Raw genomic sequence first — 15,944 nt, forward strand, 5'->3', positions numbered from 1 at the left:
TCCGGGAGGGGGTTGGGGTGAGGTTTTTTTACTCAATGCGGTCTTACCGCGCCTCCCGCGGCATCCCCAACGCTCGCTCGGCAATGATATTGCGCTGAATCTCATTGCTGCCGCCATAAAGGGTATCCGCCCGGGTAAACAGAAACAGCGCCTGCAACCGGGTCAGTTCATAGGGCGCCCCGGCCAGCAATTCGGCCTCTGGCCCCAGCACATCCATCGCCAGCTTGCCCAGCTCCACATGCCAGGTCGACCAAGCCAGTTTGTAGATAGTCGCCTCAGGCCGCAGGCTGCCATCCTGTACCCCGGACAACATGCGCAGCGAGTTGTAGCGCAACACCCGCAAGCCGCTCCAGGCCTGGGCGATGCGCTGGCGCAGCACCGGGTCTTGTGCCGCGCCATTGGCCTTGGCGATACGCACCACTTCGTCCAGTTCATTCTGAAACTGCATCTGCTGACCCAGGGTCGACACCCCGCGTTCAAACCCCAGCAGCGCCATGGCGATTTTCCAGCCATCGCCCGGTTGACCGATCAGGTTGTCTGGCGACGCCTGCGCCTGATCAAAAAACACTTCGTTGAACTCACTGGTGCCGGTCAGTTGCCGGATCGGCTGCACCCGGATGCCCGGCTGGTCCATTTCGACCAACAAGAACGACAGGCCGCGATGGCCCACACTGCCCGGTTCGGTACGCGCCAGCACAAAGCACCAGTCCGACTCGTGGGCCAGCGAGGTCCAGACCTTTTGCCCGCTGATCAACCATTGCCCGCTGTCTTCATCGAAGCTGGCGCGGGTCTTGATATTGGCCAGGTCCGACCCTGCACCCGGCTCGGAGTAGCCCTGGCACCAAAAGTGCCGGCCCGCAAGAATCGGCGGCAAAAAGCGTTGCTGCTGTTCGCGGGTGCCAAAGGCCGCAATTGTCGGCCCGACCAGCCCTTCGCCAATATGGCCCATGCGCCCCGGGCCGCCCGCCCGGGCATACTCTTCGAAAAAGATCACTTGCTGGTTGATGCTCAAGCCACGACCGCCATGCTCGGTGGCCCAACCTGCACCCACCCAGCGGCCTTGGGCCAACACCTGTTCCCAGCGCTTGCGCAACTCGGGAGCAAACGCCTCATCCCCCGGGCCACCGCGAAAGCGCAAGGCTGCAAAGTCACCGCTCAAGTGCAGGTGCATCCATTGCGTCACCTGCTGGCGAAACTGCTCATCTGCCGCGCTAAAACCGATATTCATGTGCGCTCTCCGAAAATCTGCCGGGCCAGTTGCTCGCGATGAAACGCCGGGGTGCCGAGCATTTGCTCGCTGGCCCGTGCCCGTTTGAAATACAAATGCGGGTCGTATTCCCAGGTAAAGCCCACGCCACCATGCAACTGGATGGACTCGGCGGCACACTGAAAAAAACCTTCACTGGCAAAAATCTTCGCGGTGGCCGCGGCTTCCCCCAGTTGCTGGCGAATGCTTGGGTCTCCATCGATATTCAGGCACTCGGCGGCAATACAGGCGGCGTAGTAACTGGCCGAGCGGGCGCATTCGATGGCGAGCATCAGGTCGGCGCAACGGTGCTTGATGGCCTGAAAACTGGCAATGCGCCGACCAAACTGCTCACGGCCGTTGATGTAGCCCAAGGTGATGTCCAGCGACTGTTGAGCGCCGCCAGTCTGCTCGCTGGCCAGGCCTACGCAAGCGATCTGCAGCACATCGCGCAGCATGGGCCAGCCCTGTCCGGGCTCGCTGAGCAACTGTTCGTCGCAGACGGCAACGTCATGCAGCGTGATGGTGGCCAGGCGGCGGGTCTGATCCAGTGTCGGTTGCAACTGGCGCTGCAGGCCAGGTGTGTCGGCTGGCAGTGCAAACAGGCGGATACCGGCTTCACCGACGCTGCCCGGGGTGCGTGTGGCAATGATCAGCAGGTCGCAGTCAGCGCCGTCGATCACATAGCGATACTCGCCGTTGAGGCGATAGCCCCCGGCGTAACTCTGCGCATAGACCTGCACGCCGCTGTCGTCCCAGCGCGGGGCACTGGTAAAGGCCACGCTGGCGCGAACTTCGCCTGCGGCAATCAAGGGCAGCCAGCGTTGCTTGAGTGCTTCATTGCGGCTGAGCAACAGGGCAGGGGTAGCCAGGCAGCAGGTGGCAAAAAAAGGTGTAGGCAGCAGGCGGCGGCCCAATTGCTCCTGTAACAGGCAGACTTCGACAAAGCCCGACCCGAGCCCGCCATAGGCTTCGGGAATCGCCAGTGCGGGCCAGTACAGTTCTTGAGCCATTTGCGCCCAGGTATCGGCGTCATACCCGCGTTCGCTGGTCATCGCCGTGCGCACGGCGCTGGAGCTGGCAACCTGGGTCAAAAAGCGTTCGGCAGCGGTTTGAATCATTCGCTGCTCGTCAGTCAGGGCAAGCTCCATATGGGCCTCGTCGTAGAAATACGGATCAAGGCGCCAGCATGAAAGCGTCCAGCACGGGTGCAATCCCTGAGCCGGACTAGTCCGTTTGAGGGCTCTGCATCAGAGGTCGGAATCCCAGATTACCGTGATATTGCCTTTGTAATTGCCTTGCTCGGAGAGCATTTCTTCTACATGTCTTTTCTGGATTTCGAAGTGCAACGAAGAGGCTCTGTTATCCACATAAAACGTGGATTTGAAGACCTGGGCTGTAGTAACACTCAGCGGCTTGCGGGAAACAGCGGAAGAATCACCGTCATTGGCGATACCATTGGGCATACTGACCAGTACATCTACCGGTACTTCATGGCTGCCGTTACTGATTGCACAGGTATCGCCCATCATCTGCTCACAACTCAGTTGCATCTTGAAGCGTGAACTGGCGGAAATCAGAACGGTTTGGTCTCGGTATATTTTTTCGGGTACACGGCCCTTTTGCAGCCATTGCTGCCAACCGCCTTTGGGGGTCAATTCGACTTTGTTACCACCGGGTGGGATAGCGACTTTAAGGGTGTGTTGTACATTCAGGGTGAAATTCAACGATAAAAGAGAGTCTGTCGGGATCATGACATCGCCCATATCAAAATCCTCGTTTGGGCCGAGCGTATAAGTGATGTTTCCGAAGTAACTGCCCGTTGACATTTTCAGTGGGTTGGGCGTTTGTAGTTCATAGGCAAAGTCCAGATAGTTGTAGCGAAATCTAGGGATTTTGAATTGTGCCTGCTTTTGACAAGGTGCCTGAGAAGGTGTTGTCCAGAAGAACGTAAAGTCAATATGGTTGTACGACACAGTATCGCTGTAGCCTGAGCAATTTCCAGGTGGTGTGTTCCATGATACTCCCCACATCATTCTATGTGCCGGGCCTATGTCTATGCCGGGAAGGCCGTCATTTACAAGTAACCTGATGTCGTCCGGAGCGACTCGGTACTGCGAACCGAATCCAACAATTCGAACTCGAACGGTTTCTTGCGCACCTGTCTGGCTATGGGTAACCATAAAATCTCGCCATTCGGTAGGGATGTAAAATATTGCGCCTTGGCGCGGGTCAGTATGCTTGGCTACGATGGGGTGTTTTGAGTTAAAGGCAATGGGTGTGCGTAAACTGAACATGTTGTTAGCTTGGCACTTACTAGGGTAGAAAAAGCAATATCCGGTAGGTTCTGTCTTGTTTTCGAATTTATTAAAGAAGGGGTTTGATGGGTCAGGCTTAAATTCCGCCTGGATGTTAAGTTCGGCACCTTGTGCTATGGCCATGCTGGCGAGAGTCATGACGGTGGCAGCTACTAAGTTCGTACAATAAAAAAAGTTTTATTTATAAACTTCAGTGTGTGTTTCATGTGAATACCGTTGTGTCGACTCTGAGCACCGGTTTACATGCACTGGTTGCCTGAGCCTGAGTGAGCAGATTCACTCTGCAGTGAATTTTATTTACAAGTTTGCTCTCAACCTGAGGGCGTCTGCGCCTCAAAAATAATGATCATACTGCCGTAATACTCCCCCGGTCGGAAACCGCCTTGCGGCTTGATGACTTCGATTGCCAACGGGACCCTTGCACCGGGTTTTGCTTCACTCTCGGGCACCACTACGGTGTCAGTCAGCGTGAGCAATTGGTTATTGAACTTGACACTCAGGCCGATCAAGTCCTCCCCATTGAATATTTGAGGCTCATGACCCAGACGCGCCGTGATGCCACCGCTGACGTTGCGCACGTCGAATAATGCGCGCAACGGCTTAAGCGTTTCGCGGCTTGAATCCCAGCTCATTATCTGCTCGTGCTCCAGAAACCTGGAGTCGACGGGCAGCACGTAAAAGTCCGCCGTCGGGATGCTCACAGTGACTTCGAATATTTGCTCTTCACGGGCTGCAAACCCTGCCTGCATCCAGAGTGCCAGGCTTGCCGCGATAGCCAGGTGCGAGATTTTGCAGGCAGGCTCACGCATTAGCCTTTTACCTCAATGATTTTCTGTTTATTGGCTTCAATCAGGTTAAAGCGATAGTGGCGTCCGGGTTCTTTGGTGAAGCTGAATGTACGGCCCGGCAACACATGGTTTTTCGTGACGGGTTTGCAGTCTTGCAATTCCTTGGTTGCGCAGTCCTTGAAATCATCGACCAGCACCACGGTATTGCCTTTATTTTTGATGGAGTAGAGCCCCTTGTTGTCATCAATGAGTGTGTCAACACGGATGTTCTTGGGGCGTACCATAAAAATGGTGCCGTAACCGGCCAATACGTTAACGCCGGCAGACAGGGTCTTTTTGTAGCCTTCGGTTTGTTCCTGGCTCAAGGCAAACTCGTCTTCTTTTTCAGGAACCACCGGCACAAAGCGTACGCGAAAGTAGCGTTCATGGTCGCGGTTGCCCATGAACAACAAGCGTGAGCCCTGAGTCCCGTTGGCGGGCACAATCAAACGCGCCGGGCTTGCCATCAAACCGTCGCGAACACTGCCTGCCTGGGTTTTCAATGGCACTTCTTCAGAGGTACCGTCTGCCTTGTAAATAATCTCCAGGATGCTGATGCGGATAAACGCGGTGCTGTTGCCGCCATTGAAGATGCGTTTCAAATAGGTACTTTTGTCGCTGTCCATGTAGTCATGCATGCTGCCGGGGTTAATGTTGGGGCCTGCAGCGGCATTGAACGAAATCAGTAAAAGGCCAATGATTGAACAGAGGTGTTTCATGTTTGAATCTCACTATTGGGCATGCGTGTCATGAATAACAGTTGTACGTTTGATTACGGCGACTACTAGCCTGCGATAGGCGCTGTGTTTTTCGAGGCTGCCAAGGTGTCGGGATGGCAGCGCAAATCACCGATTTGCAAAACGTCTTTCTCTTTTTTGGTGTTGTTGGCATCAATCCTGAACTGGCACAACAATTGGTCGCCCTTGCGAACTTCAAGGGTGGGTGTGCGGGCATTCATTTCCATCGAAAAGAACCCGTCAACTTCACTGATGCCCCGGCTGGCGTGGTTGATGATGTGATGGCCCTTGAGTGGGTTGCCTTGTGGGTCGAGCAGGCGGCCGAGCACGGTTACGGTTTGCACAATTTTGATGGTGCGGTAGTCCACGCCGCCCTTGTTCAGGTGGTAGCGGCTGCGGGCGGGTTGAATGGAGGCGGCCGGTACGTCCGTGCCCTCGAAGTCGAAATTCACCGAGCTGTTCTGGTAGGCCGTGAGCGGAATAAAGTTACGCCCCGGGCGCAGTACCGTGCTGCTGCCGCTCAAGTCATCCGCGCGCAGTGCGATGCCGTCCAGATCGGACTGCACATCTACAATCATGCCTGCGCCCCGGCCGCTGTATTCACTGGTCATTGCAGCTTTACCCCCGCCGACGGCGAAGGTGTTGTCCAGGTTCAGGCCACCGGACAATTTGCCGTTGTACGAGGAGCGCTGGACAAAGCCGTCGCCATTGACCGATTGGTTCTTGAAGCTTGCCCGCCCGGACAGTCCCACACCGTAAGTATCAGTGGTTGCCGTGGCCGAGACGCTTTGCAGCAGGTGGTTTTCCAGGGTTTTGCTATAGGTCAGCGAGGCATTGTTGTCCCGGGCACCGTCGCGGGAGGTGCGCGAGCCGAGGCTGGCAGACCATTGTTCACCCGGGCCGCCAAGGGCCAGGCTGATACTCAGGTCGAAGCCACGGCTGCGCCTGGTGCCGCTGCTCTGGCTGGCGGGCCGGTCAAATACCCATAGCCGCCAGTTGCCGTCACTGCCGAACAAATGGGTGGTTTGCGTCAGACCCAGGTCAACGCCATAGCCCTTGGTGTTGCCTTGTGCATAAGAGGCACGGGCGTTGAAGCTGCTCTTGGTGCTCAAGCGATGGTTCAGCGAGATTGATGAGTTGCTGACCTGACCGACGAAACTCCCGCGCTTGCGCAAGCGTGTTCCGTCCGGCAGGGTTTCGTAGGTGTCGCGAGTGTCTAGCCAACTGCGGGTGTGGTTAAACCCCAGGCTGCCTTGGCCGTAGTTATACAGCCCGTTAAAGTCGGCACCCGTGCCGTAGTCCTGGGTTTGGTAGACGTTAGCGTAAACGCTGGCGTTGTTGGCCAGAGTCCAGTCGACGGAGGTCCCCAGTTGCATTTTGCCTTTGACCTGGCGCCCGGACAGCCCAAGGACCACGCGGGGATGCAGCAGATAGTTGAACGAGGCACCGCCGGTCATTTCACCACTGCGCTGTTCATCCCAGTTGCTGAGCAACTGGGTCTCACGCCCGGCGAACAGGTTGTAGCGCCAGCGCTGATCGTGGTTGCGCCAGTTGTTGGGTTTGTAGACAAGTTCTGTAGTGGTGCTGGTGGTCTTGCCGTCCTCGATAAGGCGCACTTCGACCTCATAAATTCCGCCCGGCAGGGAACTGGTGTCAATGTTTTGCAAGCCAGCCTGCACAGGTTGGGTGTTGATCAACTGGCCATTGCGGTGAATCTCTACAGATCCTTCACGGTTGGCCGTGATGTAAATGGGGTAGATGCTGGGCTTGGGCATGTCGATGGCCAGGCTGTCGGAGCTGCCATACATTGCACCTAGCGCAGTATCGGGGCTGGCCCCGAATGTGCGGATTTGCCGGGTCAGGCCAGAGGAGTTGGGGGTGAAATAGCCAATGCGCAGAAAGTTGCCTTCAAACTCACGCTGGCTGTAAGCCTCATGCACCGCGTGATAAAGCTTGGTATTGTCAGGCCCACCCATGCGCGACAGTTGCAGGTTCAGCCCCTGGGTCCAGTTGCCCAGGCTGCTGCTGGCTTCCAGGCCGAAGCGACCACCAGGGTTCTCTTCCTGGCCGCCATTGATATTCAGTTGGTTACGCACTATCAGGCCACGGCTGCCGCTTGCTGGTAATTCGTAGTACTGGCTCTGCTGGCTTTCATGCTCGGCATTTTCAGTCAGCATCGAGACCAGCGATTTATCGAGGTTGTAATGCACGGCCAATAATTGTTCGGGGCACTTGATAGTACAGCTGCCCAATGCAACGCCCTGTTTGAGATAGTCCGACCATGTATCGCGTTCGGCAACCGGCACAGCGCTGCCGTCGAAGTTGGTAAAGTCAACAAGTGTCAATCGATCATCACGACTAAGCACAATCATTGCCTCACCTATCAGTTGTCCGTTGCGCTCGATTTGTACGGCCAGAGGAACATCGAAAAAGTGTTCTTCAAAGTCTGCGGGCAGTCCCTTGGCCTGAGCCAGTAAACTGCGCGGCGAAGTACCGTTCGTTGCCGATGTGGGTGACGCTGCAAAGGCAGATGTACCGATCAGGAGGGCTAGCGCCGCCGCGATGGGAGTCATCGGAAACATATTCGAATTACTCGAGAACAAGCAATATAAACGTCAAGTAGCGTCCGGTCGGCAGGTGCCGACCGGACGCTATACTTGCCGTGCTGGATCAATGGTGCGATCGAGCGACGGGTATCAGGCGCCTTCTTCAAATATGATGGTGAAGTTTGAGTTGAATGTACCGGTGGCGTCAGCGGGAACTGTCCCTGTCTTGATTTCCAGCAGGGACTGGACTCCTGCTGCGGTTGGGGTACCAGCAGCGGCTATTTCCTGTGAGATGTCTGACAGTATTACGCCTCCGAGGGTGGTGATGAGTGGAATATCTTGAGCAGGATTACCGTTGAACAGTATGGCTGGGCCACCTACGATGTAGGCTTTGATTGCCTGGGTCGCGCTTTTGAGGCTGTACATCTGGGTCAGGGGATCCAGCCTGCCGGTAGCCTGGTTATAGTTCAGTGTTTCATCTTGGCCGAATGTTGGATTGTTGAACGGCAGGGCGTGGAATGTACTGGCCGGGATTACAGCTTTGATATTGATCTCAGAGCGGGACTCGGCAGCCAAAGCACTGGAAGAACCGATGGCGAGGATGATGGCCGAGCTCTTAATAGCCATTGATTTAAGCATGTCAATTACCTGATTTAAATGCTGCTTGGTTAATGACGACCCAGTTGCTTGGCCCCCGGGGGGAGCGCTGAACGTTCCTGTCGTCTATGCGTTGAATGTTCAGTCGTTTGGTGCTGACTGATTGAAATTTAAAGCGAATGAATTCTTACTTTTTAGCGAGGTAATGGATGTAGTTGTATGCGATGTGGCTTGTAGTTATTTGCTTTTTGTATTGAAGGGAATTTCCTACATTGCTGATGCGCTGTCTTTGTCTGAAGTGTCTATCATCAGGCAGGCAGCCAGAATTCCAAGAGTGACTCGCGTTGGATTGTTGAAGTTTCTTTAGTGTGTAGAGAGTTGTGTGTGTGCAATTGTTACCGCTTTTAACAGGTTTTTTGAGAAGTGTGCAGGCAGAAATGAAGGTTATGTTTTTATTTGCTGTGTGGGTTATATGTCTTTTTGATAATTAAGATATGTCTTCTTATGTCGCATTGTTTGTACCTTTCAAGTGAAGTGAGTTATAGCTTTTTCGAGTTGGCTTGCAGCTTGGCATAAGTTTCAGGCTCTGTTCTTCAATGGAGGGTATTTGAAAAATGAATAATCATTTGTATCAATCGGCAAATCAAAAATTGCATTCCGGTTTTGCGCAATGCACGGGCCGTGAACGTATGGCGCGCAGCCCGCGGGTTTTTGCATCTGGTGACTTGAAGTTGTTGTTATTGGAGTTTATTGGTGAGCGACCCCGTCATGGCTATGACTTGATTCAGCAGATCAAGGGGTTATTTGACGGTGCCTATACCCCCAGCCCGGGAGTGATTTACCCGGCACTGGCTTTTCTCGAGGCCGGGCTGTTGGTGAGCGTTGAGGTTCAGGGCGAAAAAAAGTGTTACAGCATTACCGAGGCCGGGCATCTCTATCTCGGGCAGCAAGTGGTGGCGCTTAAAGGTGTGCACATGCGCATTGATGTCAGCAGGCGGTCACTTCGTGGCCTGGATCGACCGGCAGAGATTCACGAGGCAATGCACAACCTGCGACATGCCCTGCAACTGCATCAGGGGCACTGGAGCCCGAAAGAGATCCAGCGCGTTCACGATTTGCTCAATAACACCGCCAAAGCCATTGTGAGCGGCTAGCCAGCGCTTACTTGATGCTCCCCGCAGGCACTGCCTTGCCAGCGCCTGCGGGTTTTAGTCTCAACGGACGATGATCCGCCCCCTGCGCCTTCCCATACTGCCCCCATGCCTTTGCCAACCCGGGAGCACCTGTGAACAGCGCAACTCATACCGCATTTCACACCAGTATCGACGCAGGCGTCGCTGAGCTGGTGATCGACAGGCCACCTGTCAATGCCCTCAACAGTCAGGAATGGCTGGATCTGGCGCACACCCTCGAAGCGCTGGGCCAGGACCCGCAGGTGCGGGTGATCGTGATTCGCGCCGAAGGCCGCGGTTTTTGCGCCGGTGTCGATATCAAGGAGCTCGACGCCCACCCGGAGCTCATCGTCAAGGTCAACGCGGGCAACTACGCCACCTTCAAGGCGGTGCATCGCAACCCGGTGCCGGTGATCGTTGCGGTTCACGGTTATGTTCTGGGCGGCGGGATCGGCATTACCGGTGCCGCCGACATCGTGGTCGCCTCGGATTGCGCCACGTTTGCCTTGCCGGAAGTTGATCGCGGCGCCATGGGTGGCGGTGCGCATTTACAGCGCCTGTTCCCGGTGCAAAAAGTCCGTTACCTGTTCTTTACCGGCGACAAGATCGGTGCGGTCGAAGCCCAGCAATACGGCTTTATCGAGCGCGTAGTGCCACGCGAACAACTGCGCGAAACCGCGTTGCAGATCGCCCACAAGATTGCCAGCAAAAGCCCGGACATGATCCGCATCGCGAAAGAGGCGTTGAACGGTATCGAAGACGGCAACCTGGAAGACAAATACCGCTGGGAGCAAGGTTTCACGCTCCAGGCGTACACCAGCGCGGACTCCGCTGAAACGCGCCGCGCGTTCGTTGAAAAACGCGACGCCACGTTCTGAGGAGCTGACGATGGAACTGACTTACTCCCCCAAACAAAAGGCCTTTCGTCACGAAGTGCGCCACTGGCTGGCCGCCAACCTGCCGGACAAACCGCTGGCCAGCTACGACACCCGCGAAGGTTTTGAACAGCACCGCCAGTGGGAAGCCAAGCTGTTCGACAGCCGCCTGTCGATGGTGATGTGGCCCACCGAGCTGGGCGGGCGCGGTTGCGACCTGATCGAGTGGCTGATTTTCGAAGAAGAATATTACGGTGCCGGCGCACCGATGCGGGTCAATCAGAACGGCCAGTTACTGCTTGGCCCCACCCTGATGGAGTTCGGCACCGAAGCACAGAAAAAACGCTTTCTGCCACGCATGGCCGCCAGTGCCGATATGTGGGCCCAGGGCTGGTCCGAGCCGAATGCCGGTTCGGACATGGCCGCGATCACCAGCAAAGCGACCCGCGATGGCGACGGCTATGTGCTCAACGGTCAGAAGACCTGGTCGACTCGGGCCATTTTTGCCGATTGGCTGTTCGGTCTGTTCCGCAGTGACCCCGCGTCCAGCCGTCATCACGGCCTGTCGTTCGTGATGGTGCCGCTCAACGCACCGGGCGTGACCGTGCGCCCGATCAAGGCCCTCAACGGCAAGGATGCGTTTGCCGAAGTGTTTTTTGACGACGTGCGCATCCCCCTGGAAAACCGCATCGGTGAAGAAGGGCAGGGCTGGCACGTGGCGATGGCCACCGCCGGTTTTGAGCGTGGCTTGCTGCTGCGTTCCCCGGCGCGCTTTCAGTACACCGCACGCAAATTGGTCGAGCTGTATCAGGCCAACCGCGCCAGCGCCGACCGCGACCCTAGCCTGGGTGAGGCCGTGTGCAAAGCCTGGATGGATGCGCAAGCGTACGCCTTGTCCGCCTACCACACGGTGGGCCGGCTTAGCCGCGGGGCGCAGATTGGCGCCGAGTCGAGCACCAACAAAATCATCTGGTCGGAACTGGATTTGCGCATGCATGAAACCGCAATGCGCATCCTCGGCGCCAGCGGCGAACTGACCGGCAAATCGGCAGATGGCCACGACTGGATGGAGGGCTTCCTGTTTGCCCAGGCTGGGCCCATCTACGCCGGAACCAACGAGATCCAGCGCAATATCATCGCCGAGCGCATGCTCGGCCTGCCGAAGTGAGGCCGGGGATGGACTTTACCTTTACTGACGACCAGCACACCTTCCGCGAAGCCATCAGCCGTTTCTTGATGACCGAAGCAGCGCCGGAAATGCTCCGTGAAATCTGGGAAACCGACGTCGGTCGCTCCCCGGACCTGCGTAACAAAATTGCCGAACAGGGCCTCACGGCGTTGTCGGTGCCCGAAGCCTTCGGTGGCCTGGGCATGGATGATGTGGCCTGGGCCCTGATGACTCAGGAGCTGGGTTACTACGCCATCCCGGACTCCCTGGCCGACACCGCCTATGTGGCCAGCGCCCTGATCGCCGGGTTGCCCGACAGCGTTGCCTGTCGCGGCGAATGGCTGGAAGGCATCGCCGACGGCAGCCTGCGGATTGCCATCGGCCATCCGGTGAACCCGCTGGTGGCCGATGCCGCCCACGCGGATTTGCTGCTGCTGGCCCATGGCGATGAAGTTCACGCCGTGCCGCGCAGCCAGGTGGATGTGCAAGGGCACAGCAGCATCGATGCCTCGCGGCGTCTGGCGCTGGTCAGTTGGCAACCTTGCGCCGCCACACGGGTGGCGCAAGGTGAGCAGGGCCGCGCCTTGTGGGCGCAAACCCTGGACCGTGGCGCGCTGTCGGTGGCCGGGCAATTGGTTGGCCTTGCCCAGCGCATGCTGGATTTGTCGGTGGACTATGCCGCCCAGCGCAAGCAGTTCGGCAAGCCGATCGGCAGTTTTCAGGCGGTCAAACATCACCTGGCGGACGTCGCCACCCAGCTCGAATTTGCCAAACCGGTGCTGTACCGCGCCGCTTACGCCCTGGCTCACGGCGAGAAAAACGCCTCGGTGTGGGTGTCGCAAGCCCGCCTGGCGTGCTGCGAAGCCAGCTGGCTGGCCGCGCGCCACGGCATTCAGGTGCATGGCGCCATGGGCTACACGTGGGAAGTCGACCTGCAAATGTTCATGAAACGCGCCTGGGCACTGGACAACGCCTGGGGCGATCGCGCGCTGCATAAGAATCGCGTGGCCGAACATGTACTCAGCGGTGCGGCGCCTTTGGGCCCTGGCCATACCTTCGAGGATTGATTGATGCCCCAAGCCTATATTGTTGATGCCCTGCGCACTCCGACCGGCAAGCGCAAGGGCGGTCTGGCCCATGTTCATGCGATCGACCTGGGCGCCCATGTGCTCAAGGCGCTGGTAGAGCGCAACCAGATCCCGGCCGACGAATACGACGACGTGATTTTTGGCTGCGTTGACACCATCGGCTCGCAGGCCGGTGATATCGCCCGCACAAGCTGGCTGGCCGCCGGTTTGCCGCTGAACGTACCCGGCACCACGATTGATCGACAGTGCGGCTCTTCGCAGCAGGCGCTGCACTTTGCCGCGCAAGCCGTGATGAGCGGCACCCAGGATGTGATCGCAGTTGGCGGCGTGCAAACCATGACCCAGATCCCGATTTCTTCCGCGATGCTGGCTGGTCAGCCGCTGGGTTTCAGTGACCCGTTTTCCGGCAGTAAAGGCTGGAAAGCGCGTTTCGGCGATCAGCCGGTGAACCAGTTCTACGCCGCCCAGCGCATTGCCGATCACTGGAACATCAGCCGTCAGCAGATGGAAGCCTACGCGCTGGAAAGCCACCGTCGGGCGCTGGATGCCATTGCCGGGCGCCGTTTTGTCAACGAAATCGTGCCCTGCGAAGGGGTATGGGACGACGAAACCCCGCGTCACACCAGCCTGGCAAAAATGGCTGAGCTGGAGCCTGTGTCCGCCGAGTTTCCGTCGATCACCGCCGCCGTTTCCAGCCAGACCTGTGATGCCTCGGCGGCATTGCTGGTGGTCTCGGAAGCGGCGCTCAAACGCTACAACCTCACCCCGCGGGCGCGGATTCATCACCTGTCGGTGATGGGCGACGACCCGATCTGGCACCTCACCGCACCGATTGCCGCGACCCGTGCCGCACTGAAAAAAGCCGGCATGAGCATCCGCGACATCGACCTGGTGGAGATCAACGAGGCCTTCGCTTCGGTGGTCATGGCCTGGGCCAAGGAGCTGGATTTCGACCCCGCCAAAACCAATGCCAACGGCGGCGCGATTGCCCTCGGTCATCCACTGGGGGCCAGCGGTGCGCGGTTGATGACCAGCCTGCTCAACCAGCTTGAACTCAGCGGCGGCCGTTATGGCTTGCAGACCATGTGCGAAGGCGGCGGGCAAGCCAACGTGACGATTATTGAGCGCCTCTAGGAGCATTGACATGGCAATTTGTGCAGGACGTACCGTCATCATTACTGGCGCCGGCGGCGGTTTGGGCCGGGCCTATGCATTGGCTTTCGCCGGGCAGGGCGCCAACGTGGTGGTCAACGATATTCGTCGTGAAGCCGCGCAAGAGGTCGTCGCTGAAATTCTCGAGGCGGGCGGTCAGGCCATTGCCAGCGCGGACGACATCACCACCCTTGCCACGGCACAGCTCATTGTGGACGCCGCCCTGGCCGCGTTTGGCGAAGTGCATGTGCTGGTTAACAACGCGGGGATTTTGCGCGACCGGATGTTTATCAGCCTGGGCGAAGATGACTGGGACGCGGTGATGCGCGTTCACCTCAAGGGGCATTTCTGCCTGGCCAATATCCTTGGCAAGCGCTGGCGTGACCTGGCCAAGGCCGGCCATCCGGTAGCGGCTCGAATCATCAACACCAGCTCCGGTGCGGGCCTGCAGGGTTCGGTGGGGCAATCCAACTACAGCGCCGCCAAAGGCGGGATTGCCGCCTTGACCCTGGTGCAGGCCGCAGAGCTGGCGCGTTATGGCGTTACGGCTAATGCGCTGGCCCCGGCGGCGCGGACCTCGATGACTGAAAGCGCGATGCCGGACGTGGTGAAAAAGCCCGAAGACGGCGGCTTCGATGCCTGGGCTCCGGAAAACGTCGCACCGCTGGTGGTGTGGCTGGGCAGCGAACTGTCGGGCCATGTGACCGGGCAGATCATCGAAAGCCAGGGCGGGCGCCTGTCCCTGGGCGACGGCTGGCGCACCGGCGTGACCCGCGACAAGGGTGCGCAATGGCAGCCAGAAGAAGTGGGCGTAGCCATGGGGCAGATTCTGGCCGAAGCACCTGCGCCGCAAAGGGTTTGGGGTAGCTGATATCCCTGACCCTCACCCCAACCCTTTCCCGGGGGGAGAGGGCTAGGGTGAGGGGCTTTTTGATTTTAGATAAAAAAGAGAATTCAACCATGAGACAAGCGCCTCCTTACGTTCCCGGCCACCAGTTGCTCGCCGGCAAGTCGATTTTGATCACCGCCGCTGCCGGTGCCGGGATCGGTTATGCCGCCGCCAAGCGCTGCGCCGAAGAGGGCTGCCGCGCCCTGATGATTTCTGATATCCATCCGCGCCGCCTCGAAGAAGCAGTCGAGCGTCTCAAGGCAGAAACCGGGTTGCAGGCGGTGTACGGGCAGCTGTGCAACGTCACCGTCGAAGCCGATGTACAGGCGCTGGTCGCCGCGGCTGAAGACGCATTGGGCGGGGTCGATGTGCTGATCAATAACGCAGGGCTTGGCGGCCAGGTGCGACTGACCGAAATGACCGATCAGCAATGGTCTTCGGTGCTGGATATCACCCTGACCGGCACCATGCGCATGACCCGCGCCATGCTTCCGCACATGGAGCGCCGAGGCGCCGGTGCCATCGTCAACAACGCGTCGGTGCTGGGTTGGCGCGCACAGAAAGAGCAGGCCCATTATGCCGCCGCCAAGGCCGGCGTCATGGCCCTGACCCGTTGCAGTGCATTGGAAGCGGCCGAGAGTGGCGTGCGCATCAATGCCGTGGCGCCGTCCATTGCCTTGCATGACTTCCTGAAAAAAGCCTCCAGCAGCGAACTGCTGGAACAACTGACCAGTCGCGAAGCCTTTGGCCGTGCGGCTGAAGTGTGGGAAGTGGCCAACGTGATGGTGTTCCTGGCCAGCGACTACGCCTCGTACATGGTCGGCGAAGTGCTGCCCGTCAGCTCGCAACAGGCATGAGTACGCTATTTAGCAGTGCCGGGCAGCTGCTCGCGGCACAAGGGCAAGACCTGGGCCGCACTGACTGGCTGTTGCTGACTCAGGAGCGGATCAACCTGTTTGCCGAGGCCACGGGCGATCACCAGTGGATTCATGTCGACCCTGAACGTGCCGCCAAGGGACCATTCGGGGCCTGCATCGCCCACGGTTACCTGACCCTGTCCCTGGCCAATCTGTTTATGCCGCAACTGATGCAATTCGAAAACCTGGCCATGGGCGTTAACTACGGCAGTGACCGGGTGCGCTTTCCGGCAGCGGTCAAGGTCGGTTCGCGGGTGCGCGGGCATGGCCAGATCATGCAGGTCGAGGCTCTGGGCCAGGCATTGCAGGCGGTGGTGCGCATCAGCGTCGAAATCGAGGGCAGCGAGCGCCCCGGCTGCGTGGTGGACACCATCAGCCGCTACACCTTCAACCCTCTTGAGAAGTGAGCCTT

General features: G+C 58.2%; 15 protein-coding genes. 8 read left to right on the forward strand and 7 right to left on the reverse strand.

The features are described 5' to 3' along the window. Positions 1 to 43: 43 nt before the first annotated feature. The 7 genes from BLW11_RS13145 to BLW11_RS13175 form a co-directional block, all read right to left on the reverse strand. The gene (locus tag BLW11_RS13145; protein WP_048358329.1) at positions 44 to 1,228 is read right to left on the reverse strand and encodes an acyl-CoA dehydrogenase family protein; all 1,185 of its coding nucleotides are present in this window, start codon (positions 1,226 to 1,228) and stop codon (positions 44 to 46) included. Further along, entirely contained in the window at positions 1,225 to 2,397 is a 1,173-nt protein-coding gene (locus BLW11_RS13150; protein ID WP_048358328.1) for an acyl-CoA dehydrogenase family protein, read from the reverse strand. Before BLW11_RS13150 ends, BLW11_RS13145 begins: the two co-directional genes overlap by 4 nt. Positions 2,398 to 2,496: 99 nt before the next feature. Then, entirely contained in the window at positions 2,497 to 3,702 is a 1,206-nt protein-coding gene (locus BLW11_RS13155; RefSeq protein WP_048358327.1) for a hypothetical protein, read from the reverse strand. Positions 3,703 to 3,875: 173 nt separating this feature from the next. Beyond that, complete coding sequence (locus BLW11_RS13160; protein WP_048358326.1) at positions 3,876 to 4,373, reverse strand: CS1 type fimbrial major subunit; 498 nt, start codon at positions 4,371 to 4,373, stop codon at positions 3,876 to 3,878. Further along, positions 4,373 to 5,110 (reverse strand): pilus assembly protein, encoded by a 738-nt coding sequence (locus BLW11_RS13165; protein ID WP_048358325.1) that lies wholly within the window; start codon positions 5,108 to 5,110, stop codon positions 4,373 to 4,375. Before BLW11_RS13165 ends, BLW11_RS13160 begins: the two co-directional genes overlap by 1 nt. 65 nt (positions 5,111 to 5,175) lie before the next feature. Continuing rightward, positions 5,176 to 7,710: a TcfC E-set like domain-containing protein gene (locus BLW11_RS13170; protein WP_048358324.1), complete on the reverse strand. Its 2,535-nt coding sequence runs from the start codon at positions 7,708 to 7,710 to the stop codon at positions 5,176 to 5,178. Between the two features lie 114 nt (positions 7,711 to 7,824). Continuing rightward, positions 7,825 to 8,313 carry a hypothetical protein gene (locus BLW11_RS13175; RefSeq protein ID WP_048358323.1) on the reverse strand — a complete coding sequence of 163 codons (489 nt, stop codon included), beginning with the start codon at positions 8,311 to 8,313 and terminating at the stop codon, positions 7,825 to 7,827. A gap of 572 nt (positions 8,314 to 8,885) precedes the next feature. On the opposite strand from BLW11_RS13175, the gene BLW11_RS13180 reads away from it, so the two are divergent. From BLW11_RS13180 to BLW11_RS13215, 8 genes are all read left to right on the forward strand, one after another. Continuing rightward, a complete protein-coding gene (locus tag BLW11_RS13180; RefSeq protein WP_048358322.1) occupies positions 8,886 to 9,425 on the forward strand; it encodes a PadR family transcriptional regulator in 540 nt (179 codons plus the stop codon). Between the two features lie 131 nt (positions 9,426 to 9,556). Further along, positions 9,557 to 10,321, forward strand: coding sequence for an enoyl-CoA hydratase family protein (locus tag BLW11_RS13185; RefSeq protein ID WP_048358321.1), 765 nt, complete (start codon positions 9,557 to 9,559; stop codon positions 10,319 to 10,321). Positions 10,322 to 10,331: 10 nt separating this feature from the next. Beyond that, a complete protein-coding gene (locus BLW11_RS13190; RefSeq protein WP_048358320.1) occupies positions 10,332 to 11,486 on the forward strand; it encodes an acyl-CoA dehydrogenase family protein in 1,155 nt (384 codons plus the stop codon). Positions 11,487 to 11,494: 8 nt separating this feature from the next. Next, entirely contained in the window at positions 11,495 to 12,553 is a 1,059-nt protein-coding gene (locus BLW11_RS13195) for an acyl-CoA dehydrogenase family protein (RefSeq protein WP_048358319.1), read from the forward strand. 3 nt (positions 12,554 to 12,556) lie between these two features. After that, positions 12,557 to 13,708 carry an acetyl-CoA C-acetyltransferase gene (locus BLW11_RS13200; RefSeq protein ID WP_048358318.1) on the forward strand — a complete coding sequence of 384 codons (1,152 nt, stop codon included), beginning with the start codon at positions 12,557 to 12,559 and terminating at the stop codon, positions 13,706 to 13,708. Between the two features lie 10 nt (positions 13,709 to 13,718). Further along, positions 13,719 to 14,597: an SDR family oxidoreductase gene (locus tag BLW11_RS13205; protein WP_048358317.1), complete on the forward strand. Its 879-nt coding sequence runs from the start codon at positions 13,719 to 13,721 to the stop codon at positions 14,595 to 14,597. Positions 14,598 to 14,686: 89 nt separating this feature from the next. Beyond that, the gene (locus tag BLW11_RS13210) at positions 14,687 to 15,472 is read left to right on the forward strand and encodes an SDR family oxidoreductase (RefSeq protein WP_048358316.1); all 786 of its coding nucleotides are present in this window, start codon (positions 14,687 to 14,689) and stop codon (positions 15,470 to 15,472) included. Next, positions 15,469 to 15,939, forward strand: coding sequence for a MaoC family dehydratase (locus BLW11_RS13215; RefSeq protein WP_048358315.1), 471 nt, complete (start codon positions 15,469 to 15,471; stop codon positions 15,937 to 15,939). The genes BLW11_RS13210 and BLW11_RS13215 overlap by 4 nt, the downstream gene beginning before the upstream one ends. Positions 15,940 to 15,944: the final 5 nt, after the last annotated feature.

The sequence above is a fragment of the Pseudomonas deceptionensis genome, from assembly GCF_900106095.1.
Lineage (GTDB): Bacteria > Pseudomonadota > Gammaproteobacteria > Pseudomonadales > Pseudomonadaceae > Aquipseudomonas > Aquipseudomonas deceptionensis.

Bases quoted from the DNA above. Each gene is read 5' to 3' on its own strand.
- BLW11_RS13145 (WP_048358329.1), bottom strand. From the start codon at position 1,228: ATGAATATCGGTTTTAGCGCGGCAGATGAGCAGTTTCGCCAGCAGGTG.
- BLW11_RS13150 (WP_048358328.1), bottom strand. From the start codon at position 2,397: ATGGAGCTTGCCCTGACTGACGAGCAGCGAATGATTCAAACCGCTGCC.
- BLW11_RS13155 (WP_048358327.1), bottom strand. From the start codon at position 3,702: ATGACTCTCGCCAGCATGGCCATAGCACAAGGTGCCGAACTTAACATC.
- BLW11_RS13160 (WP_048358326.1), bottom strand. From the start codon at position 4,373: ATGCGTGAGCCTGCCTGCAAAATCTCGCACCTGGCTATCGCGGCAAGC.
- BLW11_RS13165 (WP_048358325.1), bottom strand. From the start codon at position 5,110: ATGAAACACCTCTGTTCAATCATTGGCCTTTTACTGATTTCGTTCAAT.
- BLW11_RS13170 (WP_048358324.1), bottom strand. From the start codon at position 7,710: ATGTTTCCGATGACTCCCATCGCGGCGGCGCTAGCCCTCCTGATCGGT.
- BLW11_RS13175 (WP_048358323.1), bottom strand. From the start codon at position 8,313: ATGCTTAAATCAATGGCTATTAAGAGCTCGGCCATCATCCTCGCCATC.
- BLW11_RS13180 (WP_048358322.1), top strand. From the start codon at position 8,886: ATGAATAATCATTTGTATCAATCGGCAAATCAAAAATTGCATTCCGGT.
- BLW11_RS13190 (WP_048358320.1), top strand. From the start codon at position 10,332: ATGGAACTGACTTACTCCCCCAAACAAAAGGCCTTTCGTCACGAAGTG.
- BLW11_RS13195 (WP_048358319.1), top strand. From the start codon at position 11,495: ATGGACTTTACCTTTACTGACGACCAGCACACCTTCCGCGAAGCCATC.
- BLW11_RS13200 (WP_048358318.1), top strand. From the start codon at position 12,557: ATGCCCCAAGCCTATATTGTTGATGCCCTGCGCACTCCGACCGGCAAG.
- BLW11_RS13205 (WP_048358317.1), top strand. From the start codon at position 13,719: ATGGCAATTTGTGCAGGACGTACCGTCATCATTACTGGCGCCGGCGGC.
- BLW11_RS13210 (WP_048358316.1), top strand. From the start codon at position 14,687: ATGAGACAAGCGCCTCCTTACGTTCCCGGCCACCAGTTGCTCGCCGGC.
- BLW11_RS13215 (WP_048358315.1), top strand. From the start codon at position 15,469: ATGAGTACGCTATTTAGCAGTGCCGGGCAGCTGCTCGCGGCACAAGGG.